Consider the following 19471-nt stretch of genomic DNA (forward strand, 5'->3'; position numbering starts at 1 on the left):
GATCAGCGCCCGCTGAGGTGCCCCAGCGGCAAGGCCCCGCCGGCCTTGACCTCACCCAGTGAAAAGCTGGTCTGCAGGTCTTTGACATTGGGCAGGTTGACCAGCCGCTGCTGGGCAAAGCGCGAAAAGCTGTCGAGGTCTTGCGCCACCACCTGCAGCTCGAACGTGCCGGTGCCGCTGATGTAGTGGCAGGCCACCACCTCGGGCAGGGCGCGCACGGCTTCTTCCAACGCACGGATGTTGTCGCCGTTGTTGCGCTCGGCGTGCAGACGCACAAAGGCCAGCACACCCAGGCCGATCTTGTGGCGGTCGATTTCGGCGCGGTAGCCCCGGATGTAGCCAGACTCCTCCAGCGCACGCACCCGCCGCCAGCAGGGCGCGGCCGACAAGCCCACGCGCTGAGCCAGCTCGGCGTTGGTCAGGCGGCCGTCGGCCTGCAGTTCACGCAGGATGGCGATGTCGAATTTGTCGAGGTGTTCCATGCAATAGACCCGGGGATGTTCAGGGCGAGGGTGCCATGGCCTTGCCGTGGACGTGGAGGTGCTGGCGCCACCAGTCACCAAAGGCGTCGGCCCCCATGGGCCGGGCGATGAGGTAGCCCTGCAGGCGGTCGCAGCCGTGGCTGAGCAGGAAGTCGCGCTGGTCTTCGGCCTCCACGCCTTCGGCCACCACGTCCAGCCCCAGGTCGTGTGCCATGGACAGGCTGGCCCGGATGATGGCCTCGCCCTCCGGGCTGCCGGGCACGCCGGCCACAAACGACTTGTCGATCTTCAGGCGCGACAGCGGCAGGCGCTTGAGGTAGCCCAGGCTGGAGTAGCCGGTGCCAAAGTCGTCCAGGGCGAGCTTGAGGCCCAGCGCGGTGAGCTCGCCCAGGCGCTCGCTCAGCTCGGGCAACGACTGCATGAGCAGGCTTTCGGTGATCTCCAGTTCGATCTGCGCCGGGTTCACACCCGAGGCGCTGAGGATGTCGCGCACCTGCGGCAAAAACCCAGGCCGGTTGAACTCCAGCGCCGAGATGTTGACCGCGAGTTGCAGGCCGCTGAGACCTTCGTCCTCCCAGGCACGCAGTTGCCGGCAGGCCTCGGTGAACACCCAGCGCCCCAGCGGCTCAATGAGGCCGCAATCTTCGGCCACGGCAATGAACTGGTCGGGCGCGATCAATCCGCGCTCTGGGTGCGCCCAGCGCACCAGCGCCTCGGCCCCCACCAGCCGGCCGCTTCGGGTGTCCACCTGCGGCTGGTACTGCAAAAACAGCTCGCCTTGCGCCAGCGCGCGGCGCAACCCGGTTTCGATGAACATGCGCTGCGACAGGTGCTCGTTCATCTCGGAGGAGAAGAAACGCCAGCCATTGCGTCCGGCGTCTTTGGCCGCGTACATGGCGGTGTCGGCGTGGCGAAGCAGGGTTTCAATGCTGTCGCCATCTTCGGGGTAGCAGGCCAGGCCCACACTGGCCGACACCGTCACTTCGTGTTGGTCGATGAACACCGGCGCCACCAGCAACTGCATGATTTTGCGCGCCGCCACCGCGGCACCGTCACGCTCCTTCAGCCGTGGCAGCAGCACCACAAATTCATCGCCACCCAAACGCGCCAGCACGTCGCGCGAACGCAGGCATTCGCGCAGCCGCAGCGCCACCGTGCCCAACAGGCGGTCGCCTGCGCTGTGCCCCAGGCTGTCGTTGACGTGTTTGAACCGGTCCAGATCGATGAACATCACCGCCAGCCGGTCGCCGTGCCGACGTGCCGCCTCCAACGTGGCCTGGGCCTGGTCCATCCAGTGTTTGCGATTGGCCAGCCCAGTCAGCGGGTCGAAATGCGCCAGCTGCACCAGGCGGGCGTTGCTACCGGCCAGCTCTTCGGTGCGCTGTTGCACCAGCAGCTGGGTGCGCCGCCCGTGGCCGGTGATGACCACCAGGAACACACCCAACATGCCCACAGCCCCCATCCCCAGCGCCACCGTGGCCCAGGCGGTCCAGCTGCGTTGTTCCGCGCGGTAGCCTGGCCCTTCTGTGAGGCGGAATTCCCAGAAACGGTCGCTGAAACGCACCGGCAACTGCATGGACATGGTGCGCCCAACCACCGCCTGCAGCTCGCAGCCCTCCGCGCCCACCAGGCGCTGGTTGCCAGCCCGGCCCTGCGGGTCGATCAGACACAGTTGCAAGCGCTGCGGGGCCACGGGGCCCAGCGCGGCGGTCAACACATCGTCCATGCGGAAGACGGCCGACACCACGCCCTTGAGTTCGCCATACGGTCGGCCGTCGGGCTGCGGGTGGAACACCGCTTGGTACATGACCACGCCACGCTGCTGGCGGGTCTCTTGCACCAGCCGGATGGCCTGCGTCACCTCCGGGCGACCCGAGATCTGGGTGGCCATCACGGCCTCGGACGTGGCCGGCAGCACCAGCACGTCCAGGCCCAGCACGCTGCGGTTGGTCTCCAGGGGCTCCACCAGGGTGATGGGCAAATGGTCGGCCGCCGGCAAGGCGGGGAAGGTTGCGCCTTGCGGATCGCGCCCCAGGATGCGGAATTGGGTCCGCCCGGCGGCACGTTGTTCGGCCTCGAACTGCGCGCGCTGCGCCTCAAGCACACGTGGGCTCCAGCCGAAATTCTGGGTGCCGCTGTAGCGCCGCAGCCAGGGCATCACCGCCTCGCGGTAATCCTCCGGTCGGGTCAGCGAGGCCAGTTCCATCAGCTTGGCGACCGCCATCACACTGTCAGACTGGGCATCGAGCCGGCGCTGCAGTTGCCGGGCGAGTTCACGGCTTTCGACCTCGAACTGGTCGCGCAGCGTGCGCTCCTCGCTGTCGCGCACCTGGTAGACGGTGGCGCTGGCCAGGGCCATGGCCACCAACATGGGCAAGGCCACGGTGGTGCGTCGTGTCACCCAAGCCTCGCGTGGTTGGCCCCACAACACCAGCAACAAGGGCGTGCTCAACACCACCCCCAACGCGTCGCCCAACCACCAGTTCCACCAGCTGAACCAGGCCTCGGGCTCGGGCACAACGCCCAAGGCCACCAGCACCGGCACCGACACACTGGCGTTGATCAGGCAGGCCACGGGGCCGCCCAGCGCCAGCAAAGCCAGCGCGCGGCCCGGGTTGTCGAGTGCGTTCGGGTAGCCCACCCACCGCCGCACCATCCAGGCCGACAGCCCCGCCTGCAGCGCTGCGGCCGGCGGCGTGACGAGCAGGTTCCAGTTCAGCACATCGCCACCACTCTGCCCGTTGGTCAGTCCGTTGAGCAACAGCGAACCCAGGGCCACCCCCACCAGCCCGACGCGGCGCCAGGTGAGCGCCGCCACAAAGGCCAGGCCAGCCGGCATAAACACCAGCGACACGTGGTCGGGCGCGATGGTCACCCGCAAGGACAACCAGCCCAGCGCGGCATAAGCCAGCGCGAGGGCTGGCATCACAAACAAAGGAGGCAAGGACAGAGAGCGCAAAAATGACAGGCAAAAAGAAGGGGCCCGGATCACCCAGGCCCCAGGTGCGCGAATTCTGTAGAAATTTGTCAATTTGTCAATGGAGGCGCAAGAATCTTTGTCAAGTCGCGTTTTTGGAGGCATGAAACGCAAAGACATATCTGGCGACGAGACATACACTTTGCGTTCAATTTCAACCCGGCCACACCCAGGCCAAGCCCCCAAAAAAACACCGGCCCATAAGGCTGGCGCCCACGCAGGAGACTGTCTTGAACGCACCGCTGCCCGAACACATCCGCAAAGCCCTGGAAACCGTCACGCTGGACGACAAGTACAGCCTGGACCACGGCCGCGCCTTCATGAGCGGGGTGCAGGCCCTGGTGAAACTGCCCATGCTGCAACGCCAGCGCGACGCCCTGGTGGGCAAAAACACCGCCGGCTTCATCAGCGGCTACCGGGGCTCGCCCTTGGGCGGCTACGACCAGGCGCTGCAAAAGGCCGCGCCCTACCTGAAGCAGCAGAACATCGTGTTCCAGCCGGGCGTGAACGAAGAACTGGCCGCCACCGCGCTGTGGGGCACGCAGCAACTGGGTTTTGCGCCGCCCGGCAGCAACAAGTTCGACGGCGTGTTCGGCATCTGGTACGGCAAAGGCCCAGGCGTGGATCGCTGCTCCGACGTGTTCAAACACGCCAACATGGCCGGCACCACACCCTGGGGCGGGGTGATTGCGGTGGCGGGTGACGACCACATCTCCAAAAGCAGCACGGCCGCCCACCAGAGCGACCACATCTTCAAGGCCTGCGGCCTGCCGGTGTTTTTCCCGGCCTCGGTGCAGGAAATCCTGGACCTGGGCCTGCATGCCTTCGCCATGAGCCGCTTCAGCGGCGTGTGGGCGGGCATGAAGACCATCCAGGAAATCGTCGAGTCCAGCGCCACCGCCATGATCGACCCCGAGCGGGTGCAGATCGTGTTGCCCGACTTTGTGATGCCGCCGGGTGGCGTGCACATCCGCTGGCCCGACCACGCGCTGGACCAGGAAGCCCGCCTGTTCGACTACAAGTGGTACGCGGCCCTGGCCTACATCCGCGCCAACCGCCTGAACCACAACGTGATCGAAGGCCCGAACGACCGACTGGGCATCATCGCCAGCGGCAAGGCCTACAGCGACACCCGCCAGGCCCTGCTGGACCTGGGCCTGGACGACAACGCCTGCCGCGCTCTAGGCATCCGCCTGCACAAGGTGGCCGTGGTGTGGCCGCTGGAGGCACAGACCACACGCGAATTTGCCACCGGCCTGCGCGAGATCCTCGTGGTGGAGGAAAAGCGCCAGGTCATCGAATACCAGCTCAAGGAAGAGCTGTACAACTGGCGCGGTGACGTGCGCCCCAACGTGCTGGGCAAGTTCGACGAGGTGGAGGGCGACTTCTCGGGCGGCGAATGGAGCGTGCCCAACCCCAGCGCCAACACCTTGCTGCGCGCCAACGCCGACCTGACGCCCGCCATCATCGCGCGCGCCATCGCCAAACGCCTGAAAAAACTGGGCGTGGACGGCGACATGGCCGCCCGCATTGACGCCCAGCTGGCCATCCTGGAGGCCAAGGAAAACGCCATGAAGGCGGTGCCGGTGCTGAGCAGCGCCGAGCGCCAGCCCTGGTTCTGCAGCGGCTGTCCACACAACACCAGCACCCGCGTGCCCGAAGGCTCGCGCGCCATGGCTGGCATTGGCTGCCATTTCATGACCATCTGGATGGACCGCGACACCGTGGGCTTCACCCAGATGGGCGGTGAGGGTGTGCCCTGGGTGGGCCAGCAGCCCTTCAGCCACGACCAGCACATGTTCGCCAACCTGGGCGATGGCACCTACTTCCACAGCGGCCTGCTGGCGGTGCGCCAGAGCATCGCCGCCGGGGTGAACATCACCTACAAAATCCTCTACAACGACGCCGTGGCCATGACCGGTGGCCAGCAGGTGGGCGAGCGCCCCGAAGGCCACAGCGTGGTGCAGATCGCGCAGAGCATGCGGGCCGAAGGCGCACAGAAGATCACCATCGTCACCGACGAGCCGGAGAAATACGCTGGCGTGAGCGGCCTGCCCGCCGGCATCGCCATCCAGCACCGCGACACGCTGGACGCGGTGCAACGCGAATTCCGCTCTATCTTGGGCACCACGGTCATCATTTACGACCAGACCTGTGCCACCGAAAAGCGCCGCCGCCGCAAACGCGGCACCCTGGTCGATCCGGCCAAGCGTGTGGTCATCAACGAGCTGGTGTGTGAGGGCTGCGGCGACTGCGGCGTGCAGAGCAACTGCCTGAGCGTGGAGCCGCTGGAGACCGAGTTCGGCCGCAAGCGCACCATCAACCAGAGCACCTGCAACAAGGACTACTCCTGCACCAAGGGCTTCTGCCCCAGCTTCGTGACGGTGGAAGGTGGCCAACTCAAGAAGAAAGCCAAAGGCGCGGCCAAAGCCTCGCCCGTGGAACTGGGCGCCCTGCCCGAGCCCGTGTTGCCCCCCACCGAACAGGCCTGGGGCATTGTGGTGGCGGGCGTGGGCGGCACCGGCGTCATCACCATCGGCCAGCTGCTGGGCATGGCCGCCCACATGGAAGGCAAAGGAATCGTCACGCAGGACGCTGCCGGCCTGGCCCAAAAGGGCGGCGCCACCTGGAGCCACGTGCTGATCGCCGACCGCCAGGACGACATCCGCACCACCCGCGTGGGCATGGCCGGGGGCGACCTCATCATCGGCTGCGACCCCATTGTGGCCGCCAACAAGGAAACCACGCTGCGCATCCGTGCCGGCCGCACCCACGTGGCGCTCAACACGCACAGCACGCCCACGGCGGCGTTCGTGAAAAACGGCAACTGGGAGAACCCGGCCGAGCAGTGTGTGGCCAACGTGGCGCAGGCCGTGGGCGAACCCGCCAACCTGGGCCTGTTCGACGCGGACGCCGTGGCCAGCAAACTCATGGGCGACACCATCTTCGTCAACCCCATGATCCTGGGCTACGCTTGGCAAAAGGGCTGGGTGCCGCTGGAGCGCGCCTCGCTGTACCGCGCCATCGAACTCAACGGCGTGGCGGTGGAGGCCAACAAGACCGCCTTCGAATGGGGCCGCCAGGCCGCCCACGATTGGGCGCGGGTGCAAGCCCTGCTGTCGCCGGCCCAGGTGATTGAGTTGAAAAAACGCGAAACGCTGGACAGCATCGTGGCGCGCCGCGCCGAGTTCCTCACCGGCTACCAGAACGCTGCTTACGCCGACACCTACCGCAGCTTCGTGGCACAGGTGCAGCAGGCCGAACGTGCCCTGGGCAAAACGTCTTTGAGTGAGGCCGTGGCCAAGAACCTGTTCAAGCTCATGGCCTACAAAGACGAGTACGAGGTGGCGCGCCTGCACACCGACCCGGCGTTCCACGAGCGCATTGCCCAGATGTTCGAAGGCGACTTCAAGCTCAACTACCACCTGGCGCCGCCCCTGCTGGCCAAGAAGAACGACAAGGGCGAGCTGATCAAGCAGAAGTACGGCCCGGCCATGCTGACCGCGTTCAAGCTGCTGGCCAAACTCAAAGGCCTGCGCGGTGGCGCGCTGGACGTGTTCGGCAAGACCGAGGAGCGCCGCATGGAGCGCCAGTTGATCGCCGACTACCGCGCCAGCATCGACGAGGTGCTGCGCGGCCTGAACGCCGGCAACCACGCACTGGCCCTGGACATCGCCCGCCTGCCCGAGCAGATCAAGGGCTTTGGCCATGTGAAGGAACGCAACGCACGCGCCGCCCGCAGCCGCTGGGACGGCCTGATGGCCCAGTGGCGTGACCCGGCGGTGCGCCAGGCCGCCTGACAAGCGACAAACCCGTGACCCCGCCGCGCCCTGGCGGGGTCATTCGGCCACCGACAACCCAGCCGAATACAATCCCCGGTTGCCTTCAAGCGGGGCAGCGGCTGGGCCGTGCGTTTCGCTTGAGCCCTCATTGATTCGAACTGGAGATCCGCTGTGTTCATTTCTTCTGCCTACGCCCAAGCCGCCGCTGGCGGCAGCACCCAAGACACGCTGCTGGGCATGCTGCCCCTGGTGTTGATGTTTGTGGTGCTGTACTTCGTCATGATCCGCCCGCAGATGAAGAAACAAAAAGAGCACAAGTCCATGGTGGACGCGCTGGCCAAGGGCGACGAGGTGGTGACCGCCGGTGGCATGCTGGGCAAAGTATCCAAAATTGGCGAAACCTACATCAGTGTGGAACTTGCCAGCGGCGTTGAGGTCCAGATGCAACGCAGCGCGGTGGCCACCGTGCTGCCCAAAGGCACCGTGAAGTTTTGACCCCCCCCGCGCCGCGCCTGCGGCGCGTCACCCCCTCAAGGGGGCGGCACTGGCAGACCGGCGGAGCCGGATCTGCGGTGCCCTTGGATGAATTCCCCGCGCGCCGGCTTTTGAGGTTTGCTCTCTTATGAATCGTTATCCGCTCTGGAAATACGCGATCTTGGTGGTTGCGCTGTTGATCGGTGTGATCTACACCCTGCCCAACTTCTTTGGTGAAGCGCCTGCGGTGCAGGTGTCGGCGGGCAAGGCCACGGTCAAGGTCGACACCGGCACCGTCACCAAGGTGGAAGAAGCGCTGGCGGCGAACAGCCTGCAAGCCGCGCTGGTGCAGTTCGACGGCAACTCGGTCAAGGCGCGCTTCAACAGCACCGACGACCAGCTCAAGGCGCGCGATGCGCTGGAACGGGCCTTCAACACCGACCCGGCCAACCCCAGCCATGTGGTGGCGCTCAACCTGTTGCCGCGCACCCCCGCCTGGCTGGCATCGCTGCACGCCGCCCCCATGTACCTGGGCCTGGATTTGCGTGGCGGCGTGCACTTCATGCTGCAGGTGGACATGGCGGCGGCCCTGGACCGGCGCGTCGAAACCCTGGTGGGCGATCTGCGCACCGCCATGCGTGACAAGGGCCTGCGCCACGGTGGCCTCTCGCGCAGCGGCCAGCAAATTGAAATCCGCCTGCGCGAAGCCGACACGCGCCAACCGGTGGTCAACCTGCTGCAAGACACCTTCCTCGACCTGCTGGTGGCCGAAGCCACCCCTGGCGATGACCTGGTGGTGCGGGTGAGCATGCGCCCCGAAGCGGCCCGCCGTGTGCAGGAACAGGCGCTCAAACAAAACATCACCACCCTGCACAACCGCATCAACGAACTCGGCGTGGCCGAACCGGTGATCCAGCAGCAGGGCGCCGACCGGATCGTGGTGCAGTTGCCCGGCGTGCAGGACACGGCCAAGGCCAAAGACATCCTGGGTCGCACCGCCACGCTGGAAGTGCGCATGGTGGACGAAAGCGCCGAAGGCCGCGCCGCCGAGCGTGGCACCGGGCCGGTGCCGTTTGGCTCGGAACGCCACCTGGACCGCGAAGGGCGCGCCGTCATCACCAAACGCGAAGCGATGCTCACCGGCGAGAACCTCACCGACGCACAGGCCGGCTTCGACAGCCAGACCCAGGAGGCCGCCGTGCACCTGACGCTGGACGCCAAAGGCGCACGCGTGTTCCGCGACGTGACCCGCGAGAACGTGGGCAAACGCATGGCCATCCTGCTGTTCGAAAAGGGCAAGGGCGAGGTCGTGACCGCACCGGTGATCCGCAGCGAAATTGGCGGCGGGCGGGTGCAGATCTCGGGCCAGATGAGCACGGTGGAGGCCAACGACACCGCCCTGCTGCTGCGCGCCGGCTCGCTGGCCGCGCCCATGGAGATCATCGAAGAACGCACCATCGGCCCCAGCCTGGGCGCCGAGAACATCGAAAAAGGCTTCAACAGCGTGATGTGGGGCTTTGCCGTCATCGTGTTGTTCATGTGCATTTACTACGCGCTGTTCGGCGTGTTCTCCAGCCTGGCGCTGGGGCTGAACCTGCTGCTGCTGGTGGCCGTCCTGTCCATGCTGCAGGCCACCCTCACCCTGCCCGGCATCGCCGCCATGGCGCTGGCGCTGGGCATGGCCATCGACGCCAACGTGCTGATCAACGAACGTGTGCGCGAAGAACTGCGCAACGGCGCGTCGCCGCAGGCGGCCATCCACGCCGGCTACGAACACGCCTGGGCCACCATCCTGGACTCCAACATCACCACCCTGATCGCCGGTGTGGCGCTGTTGGCTTTTGGCTCCGGCCCGGTGCGTGGTTTTGCCGTGGTGCACTGCATCGGCATTCTCACCAGCATGTTCTCGGCCGTGTTGTTCTCGCGTGGCCTGGTCAACCTCTGGTATGGCCGCCAAAAGCGCCTGAAGTCGGTGTCCATCGGCACCGTGTGGAAACCGGCGAACGACGCCGTCAAGACCCCTGCCGTCAAGGCCGATTGAAGCGGAGCACACGCGATGGAACTGTTCAAGATCCGCAAGGACATCCCTTTCATGAAACACGCGTTGGTTTTCAACGTGGTTTCATTTGTCACCTTCGCACTGGCGGTGTTTTTCCTGGTCACGCGTGGCCTGCACCTGTCGGTGGAATTCACCGGTGGCACGGTGATGGAGGTGGCCTACGAACAACCGGCCGACCTGGAAGCGGTGCGCAAAGTGGTCGAGGGCCTGGGCTACGCCGACGTGCCAGTGCAGAATTTTGGTACCTCACGCGACGTGCTGATGCGCCTGCCGGCCATGCAGGGCCAGACATCGGGCCAGCAGAGCGAGGCGATGTTGGCCGCGCTCAAGGCCCAGAACCCGGCAGTGCAACTGCGCCGCACCGAATTCGTGGGTCCACAAGTGGGCCAGGAGCTGGTGGAAGACGGCCTCAAAGCGCTGGGCGTCGTGATCCTGGGCATCATGATCTACTTGGCCATCCGCTTCGAGTGGAAGTACGCGGTCTCGGCCATCATCGCCAACCTGCACGACGTCATCATCATCCTGGGCTTCTTTGCCTTCTTCCAGTGGGAGTTCTCGCTGGCGGTGCTGGCCGCCGTGCTGGCGGTGCTGGGCTATTCGGTCAACGAGTCGGTGGTGATCTTCGACCGCATCCGCGAGAGCTTCCGCAAATACCGCAAGATGGACACGGTGGGCGTGATCAACCACGCCATCACCTCCACCATCAGCCGCACCATCATCACCCACGGCTCGACCCAGATCATGGTGCTGTCCATGCTGCTGTTCGGCGGTCCGACGCTGTTCTACTTCGCCCTGGCCCTGACCATTGGCATCCTTTTCGGCATCTACTCCTCGGTGTTTGTGGCGGCGGCCATCGCCATGTGGCTGGGCATCAAACGCGAAGACCTCATCAAGGGTGGCGGTGGCGGCAGCGGCAAGAAGGAAGACCCCAACGACCCGAACGCGGGCGCCGTGGTCTGACACACGGGGGCGGCGCACGCTCGCGCTTCTCGGGGACAATCGAGGCCCACACCCTGAACCACAGCTGAAGTGTCAGACGCCTCCACACACACATCCCACGCACAGCAGGCCAGGCGCCTGCTGCTGCGCCATGTGCTCAAGGCGCTGCCCGATGTGGTCAAGGACATCGCCACCCTGCTGGACAAGCTGCCCGAACCGGGTGCCAGCAGCGACAAAGTCCAGCTGGCAGACAACCTGCGCCGCAGCTGGCTGACACGCGCCCTCCCCTGGCAGCGCGCCGCCGGGCAGCGCCTGCTCGAGCAGGCACCCAGTTCCACCTCGGGCACACCTTTGGGCAGCGAATTGCGCCTGCTCGAAGAAGAGGACATGGAGATACAAATCCTCGCGGGGCGGCTGGCCCAAACGCTGGCAGCCCCGGCACAGGACGAGTTCAACGACCTGCGGCTGCGCTTGCAACACCTGGAGCAAACCCACGAGCTGGCCCACAACGACACGGTGCAGCCCGCACACATCACACAGGCCATGCTCGGGGCGTGGTCGGACGTCGGGCTGACGCGCGACGACTGGCTCCACTGCCAGCCGGTGGTGGAGCGCCGCCTGGCCCAGGTGTTCAACGAAGCCTGCCACCTGGCCAACGCCTGGCTGTTGCAGCAAGGGGTGCTGCCTCACATCGATTTGCGTGCGCTGGTGCGGCGTGGACGTGACGGCGCCCCCCTGCCCGCCCATGGGACCGCGGCCGCCACCGGGCCAGCACCCACCCACCCACCGCCGGGCGCGCCCGCTGCGGGCATGAGCCCGGTGGCCGCCAAGCTGCAGGACATGACGCAGCGCATGCGCCAGCTGTTGGCCGATCACATCCCAGCGGCGGCGCGCTGGATGGGCCCTGCCACCCCCACCAGCGCGGGCACCCCCACACCAGGTGTTGCGGGCGGGCCGGACGCTGGCACACCGGGTGGCGGCGGTTCGGCGCCGTCCCACAAGGCACGTGCCGACGCCACCACCCTGATGGTGGCCATGCCCCACCCGCCCACGCCAGGCGCCTTGCGTGCGGCCGACGCCGGTGCCATCGCACCCGAGGCCTACCAGGCCGGCGTGGCCGAATTGCGGCAGCAGACACGCGCGCTCAAACAGGCCGCGTCCAGCCAGCAGGACAAAGCCGTCATCGAAGTGGTGGCGCTGATTTTCGACAGCATCCTGGCCGAGGAGCGCCTGCCGCCCAGCATCCGTGTGTGGTTTGCGCGGCTGCAGATGCCGGTGCTGCGTGTGGCGCTGGTGGACGCGGATTTCCTGGGCAGCACCGACCACCCGGCGCGCCTGCTGCTCGACCGTATGGGCGCCTGCGTGATGGGCTTTGACGCCGGCGTCTCGCTGGAGCCGCTGGAAGCGGAGATGCGCCGCATCGTGCAGGTGGTGGAGCAATACCCCGAGACCGGCCGCAAGGTGTTCGAGATCGTCCACAAGGAGTTCGAGGCTTTCCTCTCGCAGCACCTGCTGGAGCGCGGCGAAACCCAGAAGCTGGCCAACCTGGCCGAGCAGGTGGAGCTCAAGGAAACGCTGACGGTGAAGTTCACCATCGAACTGCGCAAGCTGCTGGGCCAGGCGCCGGTGGCCGAACCGGTGCGCGATTTCCTGTTCCACGTCTGGACCGAGGTGCTGGCCGTGGCCACGGTGCGTCATGGGGCGCAGCACGAGGTGTCCACCGGTTTCCGTGCCGTGGCCGGCGAACTGCTGTGGATGGCCAGCGCCAAGCCGACCCGCGCAGAACGCGCCAAGGTGATTGGCCGCCTGCCCGGCCTGATGGCGCGGCTGCGCGAAGGCATGACGCTGCTGGGGCTGACGGCCGCGCTGCAGGACCAACACATCAAACGCGTGAGCGACGCGCTGGTGGAGGCCTTCATGGCCCGCACCCAACCCTTGTCCGACCAGTGGCTGCAAGACATGACCCAGCGCCTGGGCAGCCTCGACGCCTACCTGGCCGACACCGAGGTCGAGCAGATCAAGCTCGACCAGTACAGCATCGAGATGATCACCGGCGTGGACGCCTCGGACATCGTGGTGGTGCCGGACACCGAACAGAAAATCTCGGCCGCGCTGCGGGCCTGGGCCAAGGGCCTGGAGCGCGGCGCCTGGTTCGAGCTCAGCCACAACGGCTTTGCCAGCCTGGTGCAGCTGTCGTGGCGCAGCCCACAAAAGCAACTCTTCCTGTTTGCCGGCCCCGAGCGGCGCAGCTTTTTGCTGCAGCAAGGCCGTGTGGCCAGCTACCTCGAAGCCGGCCTGCTCAAGCCCTGCGAAGCCGAAACGCTGACGCTGCGCGCCACCCGCGACGCACTCAACAAGCTCGACGCCAACCCCGAACGCCTGCTCGCCTGAGCCACCGAGCGTCCCTCACCATGACCGACGCCACCCCCCTGCTGCCCCCTGAATACCTCGCACTGATGGCACGGGGGGTGTCGGTGATCGTCGCGTCTGCCAGCGCGGCACGTGTGCCCAGCCTCATGCGTGCGGTGGGCAGCCATGTGGCCGACGGTGGGCGCGAGGTCACGGTCTACGTGTCGAGCAGTCAGGCCGGCCAGTTGCTCGATGACATCGCCCACACCGGCCAGGTGGCGGTGGTCTTCAGTTCACCGGCCAGCCACCAGACGCTGCAGCTCAAGAGCCGTCAGGTCAGCTTGCGCCCCATGGCGGTGAGCGACCTGCCCATCCTGCAGCGCTACCGCGAATCCATGGAACGTGAGGTCGGTGCGGTGGGCTTCCCGCCCACCTTCACCCAGGCCATGCTGGCCCACCGCATCGACGATGTGGTGGCCATCGTTTTCTGCCCCGAACAGGCCTTCGACCAAAGCCCCGGGCCACGCGCCGGCACACCGTTGATGACGCCGGGGGTGGGGACATGAGCCTGACGCTGAGCGCCCTGCGCCCCTGCATGGAAGGTGCGGTCCCCGCCACCATGGCCACCTGCTCGGCCGACGGCACGCCCAACGTGGCCTACCTGTCACAGGTGTTCTACGTGGACGAGGCGCACGTGGCGCTGTCCTTCCAGTTTTTCAACAAGACGCGCCAGAACATCCTGGCCCAGCCCCAGGCCACGGTGCTGGTGTTGCACCCGCAGACCGCGCAGTTCTACCGCCTGCACCTGCGTTACCTGCGCACCGAAACCAGCGGCCCGGTGTTCGAAGGCATGAAGGCGCAGTTGGCCGGCATCGCCTCACACGAAGGCCTGGCCGAGGTGTTCCGCCTGCGCGGGTCCGACATCTACGCGGTGCTGGGCATCGAAGCCGTGGACGGCCAGCCCCTGCCTGCGCCACCGGAGCGCAGCGGCCAACTGGCGCTGCTGCGGCGCGCGAGCGACCAGCTCAGCCGCAGCACCTCGCTGGACGCGCTGCTCAACACCTTGATCGATACCTTGCGTGGCCCTCTGGACATGCCCCACGCCATGGTGTTGTTGTGCGACGAAGCGGGCAGCTCGCTCTACACCGTGGCCAGTTGTGGTTACCCGCTGTCCGGGGTGGGGTCAGAAATTGCCTTGGGCGACGGCGTCATCGGCGTGGCCGCGCAGGAGCAAACCGCCGTGCGCGTCAACCACCTGACCAGCGCCTACCGCTACAGCCAGGCGGTGCGCAGCGGACTGGGCGAAGCCGATGCGGCGCTGGGCCAGGAAATCCCCTACCCCGGCCTGCCCGAGCCGCGCAGTCAGATGGCGGTGCCCATGCGCTGCGCGGGCCGGCTGCTGGGCGTGCTGTTCGTGGAAAGCGGGCAGGACATGCGCTTCAGCTTTGAAGACGAAGACATGCTGGTGGCGCTGGCCGGCCAGGTGGGCGCCACGTTGGCCCACCTCCAAGCCCATGGCGATGCGCCGGAAGCCCCCCCGACCGACACCGGCCCCTGCCCACAGACACCGGCGGTGCTGCAGGTGCGTTGCTTTCTGGCCAACCACAGCGTGTTCGTCAACGGCAGCTATCTCATCAAAGGGGTGGCAGGCGCCATCCTGTGCAAGCTGCTGCGCGACCATGCCGCGCACGGCCGCACCGAGTTTTCCAACCGCGAGCTGCGGCTGGACCCCAGCCTGGGCCTGCCCGATGTGGTGGACAACCTGGAGGCGCGACTGCTGCTGTTGCAACGCCGCCTGCTGGAGCAGAACGTGGGCCTGCGGCTGGAGAAAACCGGCCGCGGCCGCTTCCGCCTCTGCGTGTCAGGGCAGGTGGTGCTGACCCAGGGGTGATGGCGCTCAGGCGGGCAGGCCGAGGGCCTGAACCAGCTTGCCCCAGTCGCGCTCGCTCAGGTGCGGCCGCACCACACCCAATGCCGCCTCGAAGGCCGGCGCCGGCGCGTGGGCACGCATGTCGGCCAGCAAGGCGCAGCGCTCGCCGTGCGCCATGAAGGGCACCAGCCAACGCAACGTGGCCATCATCTCTTGTGGCGGAATCGACGCCAGCAGCGCGTCGTGCAGAGCGGCCAGCTCGGCGTCGCTGTAGTGCGCCCACAGGGCGGCGTTGTGGCGGGTCTCCTCGATCAGCATGTGCTCGAAGTTCTCGGCCACGAACAGCGACAGCCGGCGGTACAGCGCCAGGGCTGCGGACTCGCGGTGGGCGGGCGCACGCGCCAGCAGAGCGTCGACCTCGGCGCGCAGCATGGCAATGTGCTCCAGGTGGCCGTGGTGGTCGTCGGCGGCGTGGTCGCTCACCCCCGGCGCGCGGGCGTGCAGGGCGGGGTGCATGAAGCGGTCTTCGTGCAGCACGTGCTGCTCACAAAAAAACAGCAGTTCGCGCAGGGTGGTCGCCATGGCCGACACCTCAACGGGGTCCTGCGTGTCGCAGCGGCCAAGGGTGAGCAAGGCATCGCTCATGGCGGCGCGCAAGGCCTTGTGGATACCGGCGTAGAGGTCGAGCCGGGGGGCGGCGGCGGTGGCGGCCGACAGGGCCACGGCACTGATTTCAAGGGCGTTGAATTGCATGAAAAACTCCGGGTGGGCGGTGGCGCACCGTGCGCCTCCGTGCCTGCCATGCAGTCTAAAAATGGGGTCCCAAGCGCGCTGCTAAATAGCGCTTAACGCTTCCCTAAGAATTTCTTAAACAGCGACTCAGACGCGGCCCACGCGTTGAAACAACCCGCCAGGCAAGCGCCCGACCTCGCCCACCAACTCCAGTTCCAGCAGCGCCGCCTGCAGCTGCGCCGTGGGCCAACCGGTGCGGGCTTGCAGCGCGTCCAGGCCCACCGGGTCGTGACCCAGTGCCGCCAGCAAAGCCGCATCGCCTGTTGCGGGCACCTCGGGGGGCTCGTCGGCGGGGGCAGCGGCATCGGCCGGCGGCAACACGTGCAACTCTTCCAGCACGTCCTGCGCCGACTCCACCAGCTTGGCACCCTGGCGTATCAGTGCATGGCAGCCGCGCGACTGCGGCGAGTGGATGGAGCCGGGAATGGCAAACACATCACGCCCCATGTCGGCCGCCAAACGGGCGGTGATGAGCGAACCCGACTGCAGCGCCGCCTCCACCACCAGCGTGCCCTGCCCCAGCGCGGCAATGAGCCGGTTGCGCTTGGGAAAGTGGGGCGCCAGCGGCGGCGTGCCCAGCGGATACTCGCTGATCAGCGCGCCGGTGGCGGCAATGCGGTGCGCCAACGCCTTGTGCCGCGCGGGGTACACGCGGTCCAGCCCGGTGCCCACCACGGCAACGGTGGGGGCGCCGGCATCGAGCGCGCCTTCGTGGGCGCCGCCGTCCACCCCCAGGGCCAGGCCCGACACCACACACACACCGGCGTGGCCCAAGGCGCGCGCGAACTCGCGCGCATTGAGCTGGCCCTGGGGTGTGGGGTTGCGGCTGCCCACCACGGCCACCCGCTGCCGGTGGGCCAGCGCGGCCAGGCTGCCCTGCACGAAGAGCAGCGTGGGCGGATCGGGCATCTGCAGCAAGTCGGGAGGGTAGCCTGCGTCCGCCAAGCTCAGCACATGGTGGGCCGGACCGGCCTGCAACCAGGCCCAGGTCGTGCTGAGCTGGCTGACCCATTCGGGCGGTGGCGTCAACAGCGCATCGGCCAGACGCGGCCCGACCAGCGAAGCCAGCACGGCGGGGGATTGCTCAAAGACCTGATGAGGGCCACCCAAAGCCGCCAGCAACTGGCGTGCGGTGGCATTGCCCACGCCAGGCGTGAGCAGCAGGCGCAACCAGGCGCCCAGTTCGTCGCGCTCCACGGCGCCTCCCTGCGATGTCTTTTTTGTCTTGTGCGCTCAGCCTGCCCTGTCAGGGACTGGGGTTGGGGCTGATCACCCGGGCGCCCACGGTCACACCGTCGGCGATTTCCAGCACCAGCGCGTACGACACGCGCTCGAAGGTGCGGAACACCATCATCAGGCCATTGCGCTCACCGGGCAACTGGATTTGCACGCGCTGCTTGTCGGTGGTGTCGGTGACCTTGGTGCTGTTGAGCAACACCGCCAGCACGTGGCCCGGCTGCAGGCCGTGTTCTGTCCCACGGTTGATCACCACCACCTGGCTCTGGCCGGCGTAGGTGACGGCGTTGCCATACACCGACACCACCTGGCCATTCACATCGGCTGGCGCTGCGGTGGGCACGTAGTTGCGGAAGGCACGCGGCGGCTCGGGCAGCAATCGATCGCCCGCGCGGATTTCTTCCTTGGTCTGCACGATGTCGATGGTGGCAGGCACCAGCTCCAGCGTGGACTTGCCGCCGCTGCCCGGGGTCTCGCGCATTTCCTCGGGCCGCACCAGCGTGGCACGTCCCAGGAACTTGGCCTCATAACCCAACACGTCGCCGGTGGTGGGGTCTTTCAGGGGCGTGACGTTGCGGAACACGCGGAAGGCGCGCGGCTCCCCCGGGTCCATGCTCAGCGCCGTGCCTTGTGTGCCATAGCCGGTGAGGCCACGGGCATAGGCCCGGTCGCCACGACTGAGCAACACACGGCCCTCCTGGGCGGCCACGATGCGCGGTGCGTCGCCCAGCGAGTCCTGATCGGCGATGATGGCTTCGGTCAGGAAGGGCTCGATCTGCTGCGGTGACAGCGCCGGGATGGCGCTGTCGGCCAAACTCTCGGAGCGCACCCTCGGTGACACCTTGACTGTGGGCACACCACCCGTGCTGTCTTGGGCAAAACGCAGGATGGCGCGGCCACTGGAGGTGTCCAGGACCAGCTTCTGGCCAGGGTAAATCAGGTGCGGGTTGCGGATGGCCTGCAGGTTCATGCCCCACAGCTCGGGCCAACGCCAGGGGCTCTTGAGGAACAGGCCCGAAATGCCCCACAAGGTGTCACCGCGTTGTACCGTGTGGCTGCTGGGCGCATTGGGCGCCAACTCGCTCAGCGCCACGCCGGCCTGCGCCACCTGTTGCGCGGTGTCGCGTTGTTGTGGCGTGATGGGATAACGCTGGGTGGCCGACTGGGCCTGCACCACACCGGCAGCCAGCCAAGCCGCCGTGCCGAGGGCCAGCGCCACATGGCGGGCGGTCGGACGCGTACAAAAAGGGGAAAACGGCATGTTGAAGCCCTGTTGCTGGCGGGCGGCACCCAGGCACGTCGGCGCCCACCATTTCTTGACAATTTGCGTTTGATTTTGCGCCCAAGCCCTTGATTAGGCAATGATTAGGCCCGAGCGCCCACTCGGTCCGACTCAAAAGTGGCGAAAATAGCTACAAATCCGCGCCAGCGTCCCCATTTGAAGGGAACCGCCGTCTCGCGCGCTCACACTTTTTTGCCTTGTTCACCATGCCGTCCGCCGACCTGCTCCCCATCCTGCGTTACCCCGATCCCCGCCTGCACACCGTCGCCAAACCCGTGGCCGCCGTGGACGAGTCCGTGCGTGCGCTCATCCCGCGCATGCTGGCCACCATGTACGAAGCCAACGGCATCGGTCTGGCCGCCACCCAGGTGGACGTGCACCAGCGCCTGATCGTGATCGACGTCAGCGAAGAACGCGACCAGCCCCTGGTGCTCATCAACCCCGAGATCGAGTGGGCCAGCCCCGAAACCCGCAAGGGCGAGGAAGGCTGCCTGTCGGTGCCTGGCATTTACGACGGCGTGGAGCGCTCCACTGCAGTGCGCGTGCGCGCGCTGGACGGCGAAGGCCAGCCGCGTACCATCGAGGCCGAAGGCATGCTGGCCGTGTGCATTCAGCACGAGATGGACCACCTGATGGGCAAGGTCTTCGTGGAATACCTCTCGCCGCTCAAGCGCAACCGCATCAAAACCAAGCTGCTCAAGGCCGAACGCGAGGCCCGCGAATGACACCCAGGCGCTGGCTGCTGTGGCCTGTGCTGGCGATGCTCGCCGCGCTGCTGGCCGCCTGCGCCACGCCCGACCGAATGCCCCTGGGCAGCAGCCGCGACGACACCCTGGCCCGACTCGGCCCGCCCAGCGCGGTGCACCGCCTGCCCGACGGCGAGCGCCTGCAATACTCCTACCAGCCCGCCGGCCCCTGGGTGCACAACCTCGACTTCGATGCCAACGGCCGGCTGACCCACACGCAACAGGTGCTGGAACCCAACGACTTCGCCCACATTCAAGTTGGTAGCTGGCGCCGCGATGACGTGCTGATGCGCTACGGTCGTCCGGCCTTGGTCGAGCGCGTGGCGCGCTTCGAAGGGGAAATCTGGACCTACCGCTTCCTGGACAATATGCGCCGCAGGCAGTTGCATGTGCACCTGGATCCGGGTGGCACTGTGCGCCAGCTGCTGACCACCGACGAACCCGAATTCGAGCCGTCCGACCGCTTCGTCGAGTGAGCTGTCA

At 66.9% G+C, this 19471-nt stretch carries 14 protein-coding genes; 9 read left to right on the top strand and 5 right to left on the bottom strand.

What is annotated here, in order from left to right; translation table 11 throughout:
* Positions 1-2: 2 nt before the first annotated feature.
* Positions 3-482: an Lrp/AsnC family transcriptional regulator gene (locus ACFQU0_RS15525; RefSeq protein WP_382202360.1), complete on the bottom strand. Its 480-nt coding sequence runs from the start codon at positions 480-482 to the stop codon at positions 3-5.
* Between the two features lie 19 nt (positions 483-501).
* The gene (locus tag ACFQU0_RS15530) at positions 502-3408 is read right to left on the bottom strand and encodes a bifunctional diguanylate cyclase/phosphodiesterase (RefSeq protein ID WP_382202362.1); all 2907 of its coding nucleotides are present in this window, start codon (positions 3406-3408) and stop codon (positions 502-504) included.
* Positions 3409-3689: 281 nt separating this feature from the next.
* On the opposite strand from ACFQU0_RS15530, the gene ACFQU0_RS15535 reads away from it, so the two are divergent.
* The 7 genes from ACFQU0_RS15535 (at position 3690) to ACFQU0_RS15565 (ending at position 14953) form a co-directional block, all read left to right on the top strand.
* Positions 3690-7259 carry an indolepyruvate ferredoxin oxidoreductase family protein gene (locus ACFQU0_RS15535; protein WP_382202363.1) on the top strand — a complete coding sequence of 1190 codons (3570 nt, stop codon included), beginning with the start codon at positions 3690-3692 and terminating at the stop codon, positions 7257-7259.
* 153 nt (positions 7260-7412) lie between these two features.
* On the top strand, positions 7413-7736 hold the full coding sequence (yajC, locus tag ACFQU0_RS15540; RefSeq protein ID WP_382202365.1) for a preprotein translocase subunit YajC: 324 nt from the start codon (positions 7413-7415) through the stop codon (positions 7734-7736).
* 127 nt (positions 7737-7863) lie between these two features.
* Positions 7864-9756: a protein translocase subunit SecD gene (gene secD, locus ACFQU0_RS15545; RefSeq protein ID WP_382202367.1), complete on the top strand. Its 1893-nt coding sequence runs from the start codon at positions 7864-7866 to the stop codon at positions 9754-9756.
* A 15-nt stretch (positions 9757-9771) separates the two neighbouring features.
* A complete protein-coding gene (gene secF, locus ACFQU0_RS15550) occupies positions 9772-10734 on the top strand; it encodes a protein translocase subunit SecF (RefSeq protein ID WP_382202369.1) in 963 nt (320 codons plus the stop codon).
* Positions 10735-10803: 69 nt separating this feature from the next.
* Positions 10804-13104: a DUF1631 family protein gene (locus tag ACFQU0_RS15555; protein ID WP_382202371.1), complete on the top strand. Its 2301-nt coding sequence runs from the start codon at positions 10804-10806 to the stop codon at positions 13102-13104.
* 20 nt (positions 13105-13124) lie between these two features.
* The gene (locus ACFQU0_RS15560; protein ID WP_382202372.1) at positions 13125-13628 is read left to right on the top strand and encodes a hypothetical protein; all 504 of its coding nucleotides are present in this window, start codon (positions 13125-13127) and stop codon (positions 13626-13628) included.
* Positions 13625-14953: a GAF domain-containing protein gene (locus tag ACFQU0_RS15565; RefSeq protein WP_382202374.1), complete on the top strand. Its 1329-nt coding sequence runs from the start codon at positions 13625-13627 to the stop codon at positions 14951-14953. The genes ACFQU0_RS15560 and ACFQU0_RS15565 overlap by 4 nt, the downstream gene beginning before the upstream one ends.
* Before the next feature lie 6 nt (positions 14954-14959).
* On the opposite strand, the gene ACFQU0_RS15570 is transcribed toward ACFQU0_RS15565, so the two are convergent.
* The 3 genes from ACFQU0_RS15570 to ACFQU0_RS15580 form a co-directional block, all read right to left on the bottom strand.
* Positions 14960-15685 (bottom strand): hemerythrin domain-containing protein, encoded by a 726-nt coding sequence (locus tag ACFQU0_RS15570; RefSeq protein ID WP_382202376.1) that lies wholly within the window; start codon positions 15683-15685, stop codon positions 14960-14962.
* A 126-nt stretch (positions 15686-15811) separates the two neighbouring features.
* Positions 15812-16921: a DNA-processing protein DprA gene (gene dprA, locus ACFQU0_RS15575; protein WP_382202377.1), complete on the bottom strand. Its 1110-nt coding sequence runs from the start codon at positions 16919-16921 to the stop codon at positions 15812-15814.
* Between the two features lie 49 nt (positions 16922-16970).
* Positions 16971-18221, bottom strand: coding sequence for a LysM peptidoglycan-binding domain-containing protein (locus tag ACFQU0_RS15580; RefSeq protein ID WP_382202379.1), 1251 nt, complete (start codon positions 18219-18221; stop codon positions 16971-16973).
* Between the two features lie 227 nt (positions 18222-18448).
* Here ACFQU0_RS15580 and def point away from each other — a divergent pair, with 227 nt between their 5' ends.
* Both def and ACFQU0_RS15590 read left to right on the top strand, forming a co-directional pair.
* Positions 18449-18967 (top strand): peptide deformylase, encoded by a 519-nt coding sequence (def, locus tag ACFQU0_RS15585; protein ID WP_382202381.1) that lies wholly within the window; start codon positions 18449-18451, stop codon positions 18965-18967.
* On the top strand, positions 18964-19464 hold the full coding sequence (locus ACFQU0_RS15590) for a hypothetical protein (RefSeq protein WP_382202383.1): 501 nt from the start codon (positions 18964-18966) through the stop codon (positions 19462-19464). The genes def and ACFQU0_RS15590 overlap by 4 nt, the downstream gene beginning before the upstream one ends.
* The last annotated feature ends 7 nt before the right edge of the window (positions 19465-19471 follow it).

Source organism: Hydrogenophaga defluvii (assembly GCF_042665235.1).
Lineage (GTDB): Bacteria > Pseudomonadota > Gammaproteobacteria > Burkholderiales > Burkholderiaceae_C > Hydrogenophaga > Hydrogenophaga defluvii_A.

Bases quoted from the DNA above. Each gene is read 5' to 3' on its own strand.
- secF (WP_382202369.1), top strand. From the start codon at position 9,772: ATGGAACTGTTCAAGATCCGCAAGGACATCCCTTTCATGAAACACGCG.
- secD (WP_382202367.1), top strand. From the start codon at position 7,864: ATGAATCGTTATCCGCTCTGGAAATACGCGATCTTGGTGGTTGCGCTG.
- ACFQU0_RS15580 (WP_382202379.1), bottom strand. From the start codon at position 18,221: ATGCCGTTTTCCCCTTTTTGTACGCGTCCGACCGCCCGCCATGTGGCG.
- def (WP_382202381.1), top strand. From the start codon at position 18,449: ATGCCGTCCGCCGACCTGCTCCCCATCCTGCGTTACCCCGATCCCCGC.
- ACFQU0_RS15530 (WP_382202362.1), bottom strand. From the start codon at position 3,408: ATGCCAGCCCTCGCGCTGGCTTATGCCGCGCTGGGCTGGTTGTCCTTG.
- ACFQU0_RS15560 (WP_382202372.1), top strand. From the start codon at position 13,125: ATGACCGACGCCACCCCCCTGCTGCCCCCTGAATACCTCGCACTGATG.
- ACFQU0_RS15565 (WP_382202374.1), top strand. From the start codon at position 13,625: ATGAGCCTGACGCTGAGCGCCCTGCGCCCCTGCATGGAAGGTGCGGTC.
- ACFQU0_RS15590 (WP_382202383.1), top strand. From the start codon at position 18,964: ATGACACCCAGGCGCTGGCTGCTGTGGCCTGTGCTGGCGATGCTCGCC.
- ACFQU0_RS15525 (WP_382202360.1), bottom strand. From the start codon at position 482: ATGGAACACCTCGACAAATTCGACATCGCCATCCTGCGTGAACTGCAG.
- ACFQU0_RS15570 (WP_382202376.1), bottom strand. From the start codon at position 15,685: ATGCAATTCAACGCCCTTGAAATCAGTGCCGTGGCCCTGTCGGCCGCC.